This is a genomic window from Candidatus Chloroploca sp. Khr17 (assembly GCF_004138165.1).
Lineage (GTDB): Bacteria > Chloroflexota > Chloroflexia > Chloroflexales > Chloroflexaceae > Chloroploca.
Window position 1 is genome coordinate 42,141 of the sequence record NZ_RYFF01000015.1, and the last position, 15,305, is coordinate 57,445.

Genomic DNA, 15,305 nt, shown 5'->3' on the forward strand with positions numbered 1-15,305 from the left:
GTCTTAGTTGGAGCAGAACGTATGACCACATCCACCACCATCCGTATGTTCGTGCTGACGTTGCTTGTGCTAAGTTTGCTCACAGGCTGTGGGCAAACGCCAACGAGCAACCCAACAACCCCTTCGCGAGGTCAGGGGGCGATGGTGCCCGTCCTGGCGCTGTCAGAACTGGCCCCCGGGCCAAACCGTATCGCGGTGGGCGTGTTGCAAGATGGCAGCCCAATCAACGATCCCGAACTGAGCCTCCCGATGCGCTTTTTCTACCTCGATGGCGGCAACGCGGCTGAGGTGCGCAGCGAGTCAACCGCCGTCTATCGCGGCGAGGGCCTCCCCTTTGGTCTCTATGTCGGCTACGCGACCTTTGATCAGCCCGGGGCATGGGGCGTCGAGATCACGCTACCTCAGGCTGAAGGTGAGCCGGTTGTCTCACGGTTGCGGCTCGATGTGCTCGCCCAACCACAGGTTCCTGCGGTCGGGATGGCGGCCATCCCGACGAATAACCTGACGATCCGCGATCAACCCGATCTGACCCGCTTGACGTCAGATGCGCGACCTGATGCCGATCTCTACCAGATGACGATCAGTGAGGCCATTGCCGCCGAAAAACCCTTTGTCGTCGCCTTTTCGACCCCTGGTTATTGCCAGACTGCCGTCTGTGCGCCCAATCAGATGGTGCTCAAACAACTGAAAGACCAGTACCAGGCAAGCACCAATTTCATTCACGTCGAAGTGTACGCCTACCCGTTTGGCGAAAACTTCCAGGCCCAACGGTTTGTCCCATCGATGCGCGACTGGAATCTACGTACCGAGCCGTGGACGTTCCTGGTTGATGCGAATGGCATTATTCAGGCCCGGTATGAAGGTGGCCTCACGTTTGCCGAACTGGAACCCGCCCTGGCTCAGCTTGCGGCTGGAGAACCGATTACCCCTCCTGGTGAATAGTCGCCCTGTGAAGAACGCAGGCCGAGGGGCTGCGTTCTTCAGGTAGCCCAAGAAAGAAGAGAAGAGAACCCCTATGATCGACCTGCGGAGTGATACCGTCACCTTGCCCAGTCCTGCGATGCGTGCCGCGATGAATGATGCCGAGCTTGGTGATGATGTCTATGGTGAAGACCCGACCGTGAACCGGCTTGAGACGCTGGCTGCCGAGATGGTCGGCAAAGAAGCGGCCATGCTGGTACCCAGCGGAACCATGGGCAACCTGGCTGCGCTGCTTGCCCATGCGCAGCGCGGCCAGCGGGTGATTTGTGGCGATGAGAGCCATATTTACTACTACGAAGCTGGCGGGGCCTCGGCACTCGGCGGGCTTATCTATCATACCCTGCCAACGGCACACGACGGCAGTCTGCCGCTCGACGCTGTTCAGAAGGCCCTGGTCACGCTCAACGATCCCCACCGTGCCCCGCCCGGTGTCTTTTGCCTCGAGAATACGCACAATCGCTGTGGGGGCACCGTCCTACCGGTACGCTATATGGAAGCCGCCTATCAGGCCGCACACGCCGCAGAGGTTCCTTTGCATCTTGATGGTGCCCGTATCTTTAATGCCGCTATTGCGCTAGATGTTGAAGTTCGTACACTTACCCGCTATACTGATAGCGTGCAATTCTGCCTTTCAAAGGGTCTTGCGGCACCGGTTGGCTCAGTCCTTGCGGGAACAACCTCCTTCATCAGCAAGGCCCGCCGGGTACGCAAAATGCTGGGAGGCGGGATGCGCCAGGCAGGGGTCATTGCCGCCGCCGGTCTGGTTGCGTTGACCGAGATGGTCGATCGCCTTGCCGAAGATCATGCCAATGCTCGCATGCTAGCCGAAGGTCTTGCCGATCTCCCCGGGCTGACCCTTGATCGCGGTCTGGTACAGACCGCCATTGTGCGCTTTGAAGTGACGGCGATGGATGCGAGTACGTTCCTAAACAAACTTCGTAGCCATGGTGTATTGATGATCAGTATGGGTGGCACCACCATTCGTGCCGTCACCCATTATGGTATTGGCGAGCAAGATATCCACACCGCGATCAATGCCGTTCGCGCCGTGCTCAAGCCGTAACCCAGGGTGTAGATCGATGACCATGACAGGTTCCGCCCAGATCTGGGCTCCCATTGTCGCGCAACTCTCCGAGGCTGCGCTGCTGCTTGATGCTGACGATTGCCTGGTCACGGCAAGTAGCGTGATCCAGACAGCCCTCGAACCAGACAGCTTGGTGCCTGGTACCCCCGTACGGCAGATCCTCGGGTTGCCCGCCCAAGCATCCCTGAGCGGAACCATCACCTTTTCATTTGGTGATTGCGACTGTGAATTAACGCTCCAACCAGTACCACTCTATGATGCGCAGGGGAATTTTAGTGGAACCCTGCTGATCCTCAAGGGATGGCTCATCGAGCAAGCCGTCTATGCCCGTGAGCATAACCTCCGTGAAGTCTCGCTCATTATCAGTAGCGCCCTCGATATCGACCAGATCCTCGAACAGGTTGTCTGCCTCTCGATTGATCTGCTCAAGGCTGATGCAGGCTCGATGCCAATCTATGATCGCCAGCGCGATCGCCTGCTGCCAAGCTATGTCTTTGGCATCACGGCACCCATTCTCAAGCAACCGGTGCATCGTGGCACCGGGATCATCTGGCAGATGATTGATAGTGGACAGCCCTTCCTCAATAATACGTATGCCGCCGAGCCACGAGCTATTCCTGAATTGCTCGCCCAGGGTGTCTGGAGCGTTCTGGCTGTGCCGATTATGGCCAGCAATCAGATCATGGGCACGCTGAACCTCTATCGAATCAGCAATAAAACACCGTTCAACGAGCGTGATATCGAACTGCTCGAAATTATTAGTCGGCAGGCAGGGGTTGCCCTCCAGAATGCACGCCGCTACCATGCCGTCGTTCGGGAGTCCGAGCGGCGTGCGCTGCTCTACAAAGCAAGTCTCAGTTTCGGGGCGGCCCCCGATCTCGAACATCTCTATGAGGCGATCCACGAGGCGATCACGGAACTCGTTGCCTGTGATATTTGTACGATCGTCCGCTTTGATCGGGTGACACGCGAACTAGAGTATGTCTATCTTGTCCATCAAGAGCAACGGGAACCGGTCTTTCGCCAAGCCCTTGACCAGAGTCTACTCAGCTCTATCGTGCAAACCGGCATGGCCCTGCGCATTACCAGTAATGCCGCAATGACCGAGCCAGTACCGCTCATCGAGCCAATGACGGTCGTTGAACATTCTTCGGGTTCATTGCTTGCGGTGGCCTTGCAAGTTGGGGAAACAACCATTGGGGCGCTGAGTATTCGTTCACGCGAACCTAATATGTATGATGCGAGTGACTTGACCACCATCGAGACCCTGGCCGCCACTGCCGCCATCGCGATGCAAAAGGCCTATCTCTTCAACCAGGTGGAAGCACTCGCCACCATTGATGAACTGACCGGGATCGCGAATCGACGTTACTTTTTTGAAGAGGCTCGCTACGAGCTTGAACGAGCGCTGCGCTACAAACGCCCGGTGAGCCTGCTGATGCTTGACGCCGATTATTTCAAGCAGATCAACGACACCTATGGCCATAGCATCGGCGATCAGGTGTTGCAACAGATTGCGACGCGCTGCAAAGCAGTCCTACGCGAGGTTGATATCTTTGGGCGCTATGGCGGCGAAGAGTTTCTGGTGCTGATGCCCGAAACAGATCTCGCCGAGGCTGGCATCGCTGGTGACCGCCTACGTCAGATTGTCGCCAGCCAGCCCATTCTGACCGAAGCCGGGCCAGTAACAACCAGTATCAGCGTCGGCGTCGCCGCATTTGACGTTGGTAGCACCGGAACGATTGAACTCTTGCTTGACCGGGCCGATAAAGCCCTCTATGAAGCCAAAAACGCCGGGCGCAACCAGACCTACTATTACCGTGAAGCATGATCGCCCCTCAAGACCTGCGCCAGCATGCCCGGTCTTCTGTTTATGTGCGCCGCCAGGCTGGACAAACGAGACTCCTTGCGCTCAGCCCGTCGGCGCCATAGTCTTCCAGGGCATCATCTGCTTTGCTCCTGGTGTCGTGGGGCTGATGGCTTTTCAGCATGAAATGTCGTATAATCGCTGCCAACATGTCGCCTACCGAACGTGTACGACATCGTATTTTTCTGTGCCGTAATGTGCGGCATAGCAGATGATCAGGAGTCGCAACGATGCACAGTTTCCTTCGCAAAGCTGGTTATGTCCTGGCAAATATGGTCGTCATGGTCATCTTGCATGGCAATAGCAAGCAGTTCTGGCCAAAAATCCCCTACCTCAGCCTGCGCAACGAGGGTACCCCCGAGCATATGCGTCTCCTGTTGCATACTACCACTATCGTTACCGCAGGCCAAGCTCTGATCGGGCAGATGCCACGTGAGCGGTGGCTGCCACGCGCCATTGTCCTCGGGCTGATCCCCGCTTCACTGCCCCTCTTGCTCTTCTTTGGGCAAAAGGTTCTGCGCCTGCAAGGCCAGGCCGCCGAGGTCTACAATCTGGCGCTGGTGCCGATCCTGCCCATTGCCTCAACCCTCCTCGAAGATGCGATCACTGGCTCGCTCGCCGCGATTGACCACGCCCCCGAGGATCAGGCTGATTATTCGCACCTCGTCTAATTAGTCTGAGAACTACATGTCCCGGTAGCGCCGCCGACCACGAATACTGAGCACGAAGAAACGAATATGGGCTACCCCATGCGCTCTTCGTTCATTCGTGGTCGGCTGACGACGCCAGCAAACTTAGGGGTGTGTAACGTAAGTTTGCTGACATGACTGGGCTCGCAAGCAGGTCATGCTGAACGGAGCCGCTGCCGTTGGGACGCCTAAGACCTCACAGGTCTGCGATAACCCTGCTCACGGCGAGACCGCCGCCTGGACGGCGGCAATGATCTTGCGATACCCCGTGCACCGACACAGATTGCCACTCAACGCGGCCTGGATCTGCGCCAGATCCGGGGCAGGGTGCTCTTCGAGGAGTTTCGCCCCGGCCATCAGCATCCCCGGGATGCAGTAACCACATTGCACCGCACCTTCGGCAATAAAGCTCGCTTGCAAGGGGTGTAAAAACTGGCCGTCAGGGGCCGTCGCCGCCAAGCCTTCGATCGTCGTGACGTGACGCCCATGCGCCTGCCCAGCGGGCACCAGGCAACTCATCACCGCTTGCCCGTCAAGCCAAACGGTACACGCACCACACTCGCCTTCGGCACACCCCTCTTTGGTGCCTGTTTGCTGCACATCTTCCCGCAAGGCGTCAAGCAGGGTCTTGTGGGGCGAGAAGCGCACCGCGCTTCCGTTCACGATCGCCTCGACCTGCGCAAGCGGAACCAGCGGTTCCCCTCTGGTCGCCACCGCTTCCGGGGCCACGGTGCTCAACAAGACCGGCGAGGCAGGCCAGTCAGCCGCATGCGTACCCGTCGCTAGCCGCTCGAGCACACGCTCCACGAGACCAACCACCACGGTGCGGCGATACTCAGCCGAACCACGTACATCGTCAATCGGGGCCATGGCCTGCAAGGTCAAGCGGGCCGCCTCTGCCATCTGTTCACGCTGCAACGGTTGACCCGCGAGCGCTGCTTCGGCGGCAGTGGCCCGAACAATCGTCGGGGCGACACAGCCGAGCGCGATCTTCGCACGCGCAACAACTGGCGTTTCCTGATCAAGTGGGGCCGCCAGGTCAAGGACAACAGCGACATTGACCACAGCGATCGCTTGCGCACGCCGCAACCCAAGCTTGAGAAACATGCCCCGCTGATGCGGCTGGAGCATCGGCACGCGCACTTCGCGCACCAGTTCACCAGGGCGCAACACGGTGCGTCGGACACCAGTATAAAAGGCCTCGCTTGACACCAGACGCTCACCGTCAGGCCCACATACCACCAGTTCAGCCCCAAGGGCCATCAGCGCCGTAATCGTATCATTTGCCGGTGAAGCCGTGACCAGATTGCCGACAACCGTCCCGCGCGCCCGGATCTGCGGCGCACCAACCTCAAGACACGCCTGGGCCAGCGGCAACGCCGTGTGGGCACAAAGCGCCGAGGCCACGATATCGTTGTGCGTCGCCAGGGCCCCGATCCGCACCTGCCCCGCCTCTTCACGCACGTAACGCAGCGCCTCGATCCGAGTCAGATCAATCAAGGTTGCCGTCGGGCGCACCCCGTGATCCAGTTCAACCAAAACATCGGTGCCACCGGCAATCACCCGGGCCTCGGGCAGCGAGGCGACCAGGGCCAGCGCCTCGTCAAACGTGTGCGGCTGATAATAGGTCTTCCACATAGGCTTCGTCTCTACGCCTGGCTAAGGGCAGCCAGGCTATGGGCAAGCACCGCCACGCCCTGGCCGATTTGCTCAAGATCGCTATACTCGTCAGCACGATGGCTAATACCGCCACGACTCGGAATAAAGATCATCGCCGTCGGGCAGATGCGGGCCATAAAGAGGCTATCATGATAGGCACGACTGATCATGATCAGCCGGGGGAGACCGATGCGATCACAGACCTTGATGATCGTCTCGACCACCGCCGGATCACAGGTAGCAGGTGGATCAGCATTGAGTTCAATCAGATCATACGTGACGTGACGACGAGCACAGATTGCTTCGGTCGAAGCCTTGATCGCCTGCAAGACATGATCGCGGCGTTCCAGGTCAATATCGCGCACATCAATCTCAAGGGTCGCCACATTCGGGATCGCATTGACCGCGCCGGGGCCAATCGTAAAAATGCCGGTGGTTGCAACCGTATCGCGGCTTCCCGTGCCAAGGGCCGCCGCTTCAACCGCCAGCGCCAGTTCAGCCCCGGCCAGCAGCGCATCGCGCCGCTCGAGCATCAGGACAGATCCAGCATGACCACTCTGCCCTCTCATCGCGACGCGCAGCGCGGCTGGTGCCGCGATCGCCCGTACCACGCCGATCGGCAGGCCCTCAACTTCCAGTAATGGCCCCTGCTCAATATGCAATTCAACAAACGCGGCATAGGCCCCAGGTGCCAGGGCAACTTCTTCGAGCGGGGCCGTAAAGCCAGCGCTTGTGCGCCATTCATCGAGGCTCCGCCCTTGCCCATCGCGCAACTGGCGCAACTGGTCAGGCGTGAGCGACCCGATCATCGCCCGACTGCCCAGGCATCCCAGGCCAAACCGGGTCGGTTCTTCACTCGTAAAGAGGATCAGTTCCAGCGAGCGCTGCGGCTGAAAGCCGGCCCGCCGCAGCGCCCGCAAAGCTTCAAGCGCCCCGACGACCCCAACGGTACCATCAAAACGACCAGCATGAGGAAGCGCATCAAGATGCGAACCACTCGCGACCGCAGGCAAATCGGGTTCACGCCCAGGCCAGCGGGCAAAGAGAGTGCCCAGGCCATCTTCGCGCACAACCAGACCCGCCTCGTCACACTGCTGACGCAGATAGGCCCGCGCACGCAGATCTGCCGGGCCATAGACCAGGCGAGTCACACCCGGAGGTTCATCATCTGAACAGGCCGCCAGCGCGTCGAGATCAACTCCTAGTGCCTCTACATCAATAATCAGTTCCATAAGGCTACTCAAAAAAAGGCGACGCTGAAGCTATTGTAACACAGGCAGCTGCTTTGGCTTAGCGTACCGCATCCGTCCCTAGCACCACCACCACCGGCGCAGAGCTCGCCACACCTTCGGGCAGTGGCCCATTCACCAGACGCGCCTTGAGCGTCTGAGCCACGCGACGGCTTGTTGTCGGCGCACCACCGGTATGGTACACGCTGGTCTGTTCACCAACAAGGGGGGCATTCGCTGCGGGAAGCATACGGAAGCCGGCTTGCTCGAGATCGAGGCTGACCAGGCGAGCCAGGCCAGGCACATCAGTGCCATTGAAGACCTGCACCTCAACTTCTTCGACCACTTCAACCGGGCGTTGCTGCCATGCATCAAGCAAAGCTTGAACCGCCGCCTGATCCCAGATCAGGTTCGTCCCATTGGTGGCGGCAAGTTGCACGGGGCCAAGCCCAAACTGGCCAAGCGCACCAGGCTCAACCGTAGCCGCCAGACGCGCCAGCGCAAACAACACATCGAGACGCGCCACCGGCAACGTTGTCACCACAGGCGAAATTCCATCACCACTGCCACCAACCGCACGCACCAGGGCCGGCAACGTCACGACCTGCCCAAGCAAGCCGCGCTCACGCACTTCCTGCAGGATCGCCTGCACAACTTGCTGTTGACGCTGCGCCCGGCCAAAGTCACTATCCTGATGGCGCGTACGTGCATAGATCAGCGCCGTGGCCCCATCCATCCTTTGCGGACCCGGGGCAAACTCGACGCGCATCACCCCAAAATCATCAGTTGGGTACGCTTCATCAATCAGGCGCGACGGCACATCAATTGTCACCCCACCGAGCGCATCAATGATCTGGGCAAAGCCGGCAAAGTTGACTGTCGCCACAAAATCAACCCGCATGTTGCGCTCACGCAGCTGCAACAACGCCTCGACTGTCTCTGCGGCCAGCGCCATCCCGCCCTGCTGCGGCGTGGTAGTGTCACCATAGAGACTCGTCGCCCCGGCGTAGCCCTGACCATACGCGGCATTGATCTTGGTGACATCGAGGCCCACCGCCGGAATGGCAACCTGGCTATCACGTGGAATCGAGAGCAACGATACCCAGCGCCCCGCCGGATCAAGCCGAGCCAGCATCAAGGTATCGCCACGGACACCCTCTTGCGGGAAGCCAGGGCGCTCGTCGGTACCAATAATCAGCAGGTTCGCCCCGATCAGCGGTGAGGCAAGCGGCGCATTGGGACGGGCATCGGCCAGCGTGATCGCCCGTGACAGGCTGAAAATCTGCCAGTAGATCAGCCCGATCACCAGCAGCACCAACCCGAACCCCAGACCAAGCCACAGCCGCACACGCGACCAGAAGGTACGACGAGGTGGACGTGACTGGGCCGGCTGAGCGGCACGTTGCTGGCGTTCAGGCATCACTGTTGTTTGCTTGCTCATGGGTGCTATTGTAGCAGATCCATGCTGAAGGCAGGCCAACAATCAGGTGATAGTGCCCTGCAGCGCCTGCCCAACGTCAATCGTTTCACCCCAGACACGCCAGAGGGCCGGGCGGATCAAGGCGGGGTCACCAGTGGTAAAGGCCTGCACCCGCCCCGAACCAGGCGCAAGCTCGAGCTTTGCCACCACACGGGCAGTCTGGGATGCCACGGCCGGGCCAGTATCAATCAGCGTAGCCTCGGGGGCCACCGTCGCGATAACCGGGGCCAGCGGCGGAAAGTGGGTACATCCGAGCACAAACGTATCAACCCCATCAGCGAGCAAGGGGTTCACATAGCCGCGTACAACGGCCTCAGCCTCAGCGCCGTGCAACAACCCTGCCTCGACCAGTTCAACCATCGCCGGACACGCGACGGTACGCACCGTTACCCCATGCGCAAACTGCTCGACGAGACGACCAAAACGGTCGCCCTGCAGCGTCCCGCTCGTTGCCAGCACCGCCACCTTGCCCGTCTGGGTAGCCGCAACCGCCGGTTTGATCCCCGGTTCCATGCCCACCACCGGCACCTCAAGGGTCGCACGCAACACATCGAGGGCCGCCGAACTCGCCGTATTGCAGGCCACAACAACAACTGCCGCCCCGTGGGCGACAAGCCAGCGGGCACAAAACAAGGCCCGTTCACGCACCTGTGCGGTGGCAAGCGGGCCATACGGGCAATAGGCACTATCGGCGAGATAGATGAGATCGTGCCTCGGCAGCACCGCACGCACCGCACGGGCCACCGACAGGCCACCCAGACCTGAGTCAAAGAGACCAATCATTGCCATCAGTTCTGACAGGCAGCCACAAAACCCTCAAAGAGACGCAACCAACGTGGCTCGGCCTGCTGCCAAAGATGCTCGGGATGGCACTGCACCCCCACCACAAAAGGCTCGCCGACCCCTTCGACCGCTTCGATCACCCCATCAGGCGCATGGCCAACAACCCGCAGGTCAGATGGCACGACCTTCAGCGCCTGATGATGCATCGTATTGGCAAGCACCTCGGTCGTTTGCAATTGCCGGGCCAACCAGCTATCGGCAGCCAAGTGCAACGGATGGCCAGCGACATCATAGGTGCGCAGGTGCGTATTGTAGCGATGATCAAGCGTATCGGGCAACTGACTCGGGATATCCTGGTAGAGCGAGCCACCAAAGGCCACGTTCAAGACCTGAATGCCCCGGCAGATCCCCAACAGCGGTTTGCCATCTTCGCGGCACCACCCGGCGAGCGCGAGTTCCACCGCATCGCGCTGCGCATCGACCAAGCCAAGCTCGGGCAGCGGCGTCTCACCGTAGCGCCTGGGGGCGACATCCTCCCCACCCGGCAACAGAATGCCGATGCACTGCTCGTAGAGTATTCGCACCAGATCAAGCTTATCGGTCAAATGGATCAGCAACGGCACAGCCCCGGCAGCCTCCAGCGAGCGGAGATACTGCGGGCGCACGGCCATCAGCGCCCCCCCACTAGCAGCCGTATCATTCATACATGTGACGCCAATAATTGGCCGTCTCATACGCTACAATCCTTTGTTCAAGCAGCAAGCGCCGGCACCTGGCGCGTCGCACGACAACGAGCGACAAACGCCGCAAAAACCGCCTGCCAGCGTGGATCAGCGTGCGCCTGCAGCGCCTCGGGGTGGCACTGCACGCCAACAACAAAGGCCTCACCCGTACCCTCCAACGCCTCGACGACCCCATCGGGTGCCCAACCAACTGGGCGCAAGCCCGCACCAATCGTGCGCACCGCCTGATGATGCAACGAATTGATCGCCAGTTGCTCGGTGCCAAGCAGGTAGGCCAATTGCGAATCAGGGGCCAGGCGCAACTCGTGGGCCATGTGGGTCCAATCTTCACGCGCATACGAGATATCGTGCTGCAAATCCGTGGTCAACTCCGAAGGAATATCCTGGTAGAGCGTCCCGCCGCGGGCGACATTGAGCACCTGAATACCCCGGCAGATCCCAAGCACCGGCTTGCCCTCGGCGAGCGCCCAGCGAGCCAGGGGCATCTCGGCCCCATCACGGAGCGGATCAAGCAAGCCCAATTTTTCATGTGGCTCGGCACCATACAAGGCAGGGGAAAGATCGCCCCCACCAGCCAGAAGCAACCCATCTAACTGATCGTACAGGGTGCGCAAGACGTGCTCGTCTTGCACGGGCGGAATCAGCAGCGGAGCGCCGCCCGCCTTAAGCACCGCATCAACATAGGTCTGACGATGGCCGAATGACGGCGGGCACCAGGCCCGGTCGTGAAACGTGCCACACGAGATGCCAATGAGAGGCTGCATACTGCTTGTTCCTCCTCCATCTGCCACAGCAGATCACGCTGCCCCACAGGGCACAATAGATCAATATCTGCTTATTATACCATTTTATGCACGGCAGCAACGGCAGGCAGAATAAAGCTAAACGTTGAGCCAACCCCGACCTCACTCGTCACCCAGATCTGCCCCCCGAGCAATTCAACCAGTGGGCGCGTCAGCGCGAGGCCAAGACCCGCGCCCCCTCCCTCGACCTTCAGCGGATTGTCGGCACGGTAAAACCGGTCAAAGATCCGGGGCAGATCGGTGGGGGCTATGCCCACTCCGGTATCGGTAATGCGCAAGAGATTATACGGTTGCGCCTGGGGCACGCGATCACGCACCTCGACAGGAAGCTCGACAAGCGTGGCTTCCAGGGCTTCGACATGGATCTGCCCACCAGTGGGCGTGTACTTGATCGCATTGTTCAAGAGATGGTACAACACCTGGTGCAGGCAATGCGCATCAGCACGCACCAGCGGCAAGTGCGGGGCAAGCGTAATTGTCAAGCTATGCCCGCGTTCACGGAGCGGCAGCTTCAATTCAGCCATCACCCCACTCAAAACCTGGGCCAGATGCAACAGACGCCACTCGAGTTCGACGCTGCCCGCTTCAATCCGGGTCAGATCGAGCACATCGTTGATCAGGTTGATCATATGCTGTGTGTGCTTATCAATCGTCGTGACAAACTCGCGCTGGGTCACATTGAGGGCTCCGATTTCATCCATGGCGAGCAACTGCGTAAACCCCTTGATCGCCGTCATTGGGGTACGCAACTCGTGTGACATCGTGCCAATGAACTCATTCTTCATCTGATCGGCTTCGACCTCACGCGTGACATCACGCAGCACCAGCAACGCCCCGATCAACGTATTCATCTCGGTCAACACAGGCCCGAGCAACAGGTGCAGCGTACGCACCCCGAGTTTGATACTCGCCATAAACCGTCGCGGCTGCTCATCCTCCAGCAGGGGATGTTCGAGCAACTCAACCAGCGGCAATTCGCGGGTTCGTTCGCCCATATAGCGCATCAAGATCTCGTGCAGATTCCAGAGCAGCAGTTCTTCAAGACTCCGGTGCATCATCGCCGCCGCCGCCGGATTCGCGACCAGAATCCGGCCAGACAGGTCACAGACAATCACGCCATCACTGAGACTCTGCAGGATCGCCTGAATCTGGGTCGCTTCTTTCTCTTGGCGATCAAGCAATTCAAAGCGACGAGCGGCTTCCTCACTAATCAGCGCAAAGAGATTGGCATTCTTGACGGCAACCGCAATCGAACCAGCGGTTGCATTGAGCATCCGCAAATGATCTTCCTGGAAAAAGCCCACCTGGCGGTGCGACAGACTCAGCACACCCAACACCTCGTCCTGAACCACCAGCGGAACCGCGATCATCGCACCTTCACGTCGCCGTGTAAACAGCCCCGGAACCGAAATCCAGCGTGCATCCTGGCTAATATCATCAATCACCACACCGACACAATGTTCGGCGACCCAACCGGCAATGCCAACCCCAATCGGGAAGCGCAAATAGTTTTTTGGGTCAGCAATCACCCCGAGCACGGCCCGCGTCACCATCAAACTACTATCATCCGGTTCTACCAGCATAATCGACCCATGCTCGGCATGCGTCAACTCGGCCAGCAGTTGCAACGACGTTGCCAGCAACGCATCGAGATCGAGGGTACGACTCACTTCGGTCGAGATTTGATAGATCGTCGCGAGGCGATTCTTCTCGTCTTCCAACTCACGGGTACGGTCAGCCACCCGTCGCTCGAGATCCTTATTCAGGATGCGTAGTTCGCTATAGAGCATCGCGTTTTGCAAGGCAATCGCCGTCTGGCTGACAATGCTCTGGATCAGATCCTGTTGCATACGGATCTGGTTGAATGGATCGGGATCTTGCAGCACCACTAGTGCCACAACCTGTTCACTGGCGATCATGGGCAACACCAAGACACCACAAGTCGGGTATAACCAGCGGCTTGGGCAACTCACCTCGGGCACGGGCAGAAACTGATTCTGCCGTGTCTGCCAGGCCCGGACGATCAGATCATCTGCTTGCGTCACGGCAACCTGGTGCTCCTCCCCAGCCTCGGCCAGCGGGTCAGAACGCTGCCGCAACACAAGCATCGTCCCATATGCCTCAGTCACAGGCTGCCACAGGGCAATATGGGCAATCGCCGTCAAGTGCTGAAGATTTTGAATCAACAGATCAATCAACTGATGCTCTTCAAGCGTCAGTGAGAGTTGACGTGAAATAACATTCAGCGCCTGGAGTTGCAGCGTCTGTCGATCCGCAGATGCTGCGGCAGCATCGAGGCGTTCAGCAATAAATTCGTGCTCACGGATCAACTCGCGCTTGGTCGCTGACCAGTGCTCAGTCGCACAGAGCAGCACATCGTCAAAGAGCGCATCGAGCGCCGCAAAGAGCGCAAAGGCAGTCTGTAGTTCTGCCGCGGTGGCCTGCACCCGCTCAGACGTGATCCGGCGCACCTGCTGGACAAACCGAAGCACCGTCGTCAATGCAAACGACGTCTCGTTCTGCGTAAAGAAGGCCCTCAGCTGTGCCGCAAAGGGCTCACGGTCACCAGTTGCGGCAAGCACAGCGGTTGTGTAGAACGTCGCCAGATCAAGCTGTTGAGGAGAAAAAGCAGCCCCGGCAACCGGGTTCTGATCAACTGCCCCGGTGTCTTCAGGTGACACCAGATGCGCCAACACCTCATACCAGCGTGGTAACAGGGTAGCACGCTCTTGCTCAAGCCAGGTTGCGAGGTTACCATCCATGTCAACTTACTCGGTGATACGAATGACAACCACCGTCACATCGTCATTCGCTTTGCCATACTTCGCGAGAATCAGCTCAGCCAGTTGCTGCGACGGGCGATGGCGCTCAACGCAGGCATCAAGCTGAAAACTGTTCTCGACCCCATCACTGTACAGAACGAAGGTGTCGCCGAAATTGTAGGTATAATCGAGCCTGAGTAACGGAGGGAGGCGATGACCAACAATGCCATTTTTAGAGATCGGCTTGATAGGGGTCTGACTATCCACCTGCACACCAATGTTGCCAACCCCCACAAAGCTGAAATGACGCGCCAGCAAATCAAAGGTCAACAGGGCCATCACGGCCCCACGCGTCCCGTGAATAGCGGTATGCGCCTGTTTGAAGAGCGCGAGCGGATCACTTCCAGGCTTAGCGCGGAGCACTGCGGCAGCGCCAAGCGACGCATCAGAAGCATGCACACCACCGCCCAGACCATCAATCACCGCAACCTGCAAACCGTGAGGCTCAAAGGTCTCAAGCACATATGTATCACCACTCACGCTCTGACCAAGCTTTGGGCGCAGCGCGGCACCCCAATCCACTTGCATGCACATCTTCCTTGCAAACGCATCTCAGCGCACCACCCAATGCTCTCTATACCATTATAACACCCGCTAGGACGAGCGCCAGCGTACGAGGGAGACCTGGCAGGTGGTGCCGGGCAACCCTTCCGCTACCCCCAGGATCCCTGCGGCGCCCACCTGCCAGGTCTCTTAGCTTCAGGATGGCGCAACAGGCGCTTCAAGCATAATCGTCACGGGGCCATCGTTCACCAGGGCCACCTGCATCATCGCACCAAAACGGCCCATCGCGACCGTCAGGCCAAGCGCACGCAGCGCTTCGGCATAGGCCTCAACGAGTGGTTGCGCCACCTCAGGGGCAGCAGCCCGCACAAAACTAGGACGACGCCCCTTGCGCGTATCAGCATAGAGGGTAAACTGCGAAACGACGAGCACACTCCCACCGCTCTCCTGCACCGAATGGTTGAACTTGCCAGCGGCATCACTGAAGATACGCAGACCTGCCGTCTTAGCGGCAAGGAATTGCGCCTCGGCAGGGCCATCGCCCTGCCCAACCCCAAGCAAAACCAGCAAACCGGGGCCAATCGCCCCGACCACGCTTCCTTGCACCGTGACCGAAGCCTCTGAAACGCGTTGAATCAGCGCACGCATAGCCTCTTCTCAT

13 protein-coding genes are annotated in these 15,305 nt (G+C 59.3%); 4 read left to right on the forward strand and 9 right to left on the reverse strand.

The genetic code is table 11. The features are described 5' to 3' along the window. Positions 1-21: 21 nt before the first annotated feature. From EKD05_RS11140 to EKD05_RS11155, 4 genes are all read left to right on the forward strand, one after another. A complete protein-coding gene (locus EKD05_RS11140; RefSeq protein ID WP_129672643.1) occupies positions 22-942 on the forward strand; it encodes a thioredoxin fold domain-containing protein in 921 nt (306 codons plus the stop codon). A 73-nt stretch (positions 943-1,015) separates the two neighbouring features. After that, positions 1,016-2,044 carry a low-specificity L-threonine aldolase gene (gene ltaE, locus EKD05_RS11145; RefSeq protein ID WP_129672645.1) on the forward strand — a complete coding sequence of 343 codons (1,029 nt, stop codon included), beginning with the start codon at positions 1,016-1,018 and terminating at the stop codon, positions 2,042-2,044. A 16-nt stretch (positions 2,045-2,060) separates the two neighbouring features. Further along, positions 2,061-3,896: a diguanylate cyclase gene (locus EKD05_RS11150; protein ID WP_165360691.1), complete on the forward strand. Its 1,836-nt coding sequence runs from the start codon at positions 2,061-2,063 to the stop codon at positions 3,894-3,896. Positions 3,897-4,162: 266 nt separating this feature from the next. Then, positions 4,163-4,603 carry a hypothetical protein gene (locus tag EKD05_RS11155; protein WP_129672649.1) on the forward strand — a complete coding sequence of 147 codons (441 nt, stop codon included), beginning with the start codon at positions 4,163-4,165 and terminating at the stop codon, positions 4,601-4,603. 237 nt (positions 4,604-4,840) lie between these two features. Here the strand turns inward: EKD05_RS11155 and EKD05_RS11160 are convergent, their stop codons facing one another. The 9 genes from EKD05_RS11160 to dtd form a co-directional block, all read right to left on the reverse strand. Then, positions 4,841-6,259: an FAD binding domain-containing protein gene (locus EKD05_RS11160; protein WP_129672651.1), complete on the reverse strand. Its 1,419-nt coding sequence runs from the start codon at positions 6,257-6,259 to the stop codon at positions 4,841-4,843. Between the two features lie 11 nt (positions 6,260-6,270). Then, complete coding sequence (locus EKD05_RS11165) at positions 6,271-7,512, reverse strand: M20 family metallo-hydrolase (RefSeq protein WP_129672653.1); 1,242 nt, start codon at positions 7,510-7,512, stop codon at positions 6,271-6,273. Between the two features lie 58 nt (positions 7,513-7,570). Further along, positions 7,571-8,950 carry an LCP family protein gene (locus EKD05_RS11170; protein ID WP_129672655.1) on the reverse strand — a complete coding sequence of 460 codons (1,380 nt, stop codon included), beginning with the start codon at positions 8,948-8,950 and terminating at the stop codon, positions 7,571-7,573. Positions 8,951-8,992: 42 nt separating this feature from the next. Beyond that, positions 8,993-9,778: a glutamate racemase gene (gene murI, locus EKD05_RS11175; RefSeq protein ID WP_240695737.1), complete on the reverse strand. Its 786-nt coding sequence runs from the start codon at positions 9,776-9,778 to the stop codon at positions 8,993-8,995. Continuing rightward, positions 9,778-10,506, reverse strand: coding sequence for a gamma-glutamyl-gamma-aminobutyrate hydrolase family protein (locus tag EKD05_RS11180; RefSeq protein ID WP_129672657.1), 729 nt, complete (start codon positions 10,504-10,506; stop codon positions 9,778-9,780). The genes murI and EKD05_RS11180 overlap by 1 nt, the downstream gene beginning before the upstream one ends. 17 nt (positions 10,507-10,523) lie before the next feature. Next, positions 10,524-11,279: a gamma-glutamyl-gamma-aminobutyrate hydrolase family protein gene (locus tag EKD05_RS11185; RefSeq protein ID WP_129672659.1), complete on the reverse strand. Its 756-nt coding sequence runs from the start codon at positions 11,277-11,279 to the stop codon at positions 10,524-10,526. A gap of 74 nt (positions 11,280-11,353) precedes the next feature. Continuing rightward, positions 11,354-14,080 (reverse strand): ATP-binding protein, encoded by a 2,727-nt coding sequence (locus tag EKD05_RS11190; RefSeq protein WP_129672661.1) that lies wholly within the window; start codon positions 14,078-14,080, stop codon positions 11,354-11,356. Between the two features lie 6 nt (positions 14,081-14,086). Then, positions 14,087-14,668, reverse strand: a complete 582-nt coding sequence (locus EKD05_RS11195; protein ID WP_129672663.1) for a SpoIIE family protein phosphatase — start codon at positions 14,666-14,668, stop codon at positions 14,087-14,089. A gap of 171 nt (positions 14,669-14,839) precedes the next feature. Beyond that, the gene (dtd, locus tag EKD05_RS11200) at positions 14,840-15,292 is read right to left on the reverse strand and encodes a D-aminoacyl-tRNA deacylase (RefSeq protein ID WP_129672665.1); all 453 of its coding nucleotides are present in this window, start codon (positions 15,290-15,292) and stop codon (positions 14,840-14,842) included. Positions 15,293-15,305 lie beyond the last annotated feature (13 nt).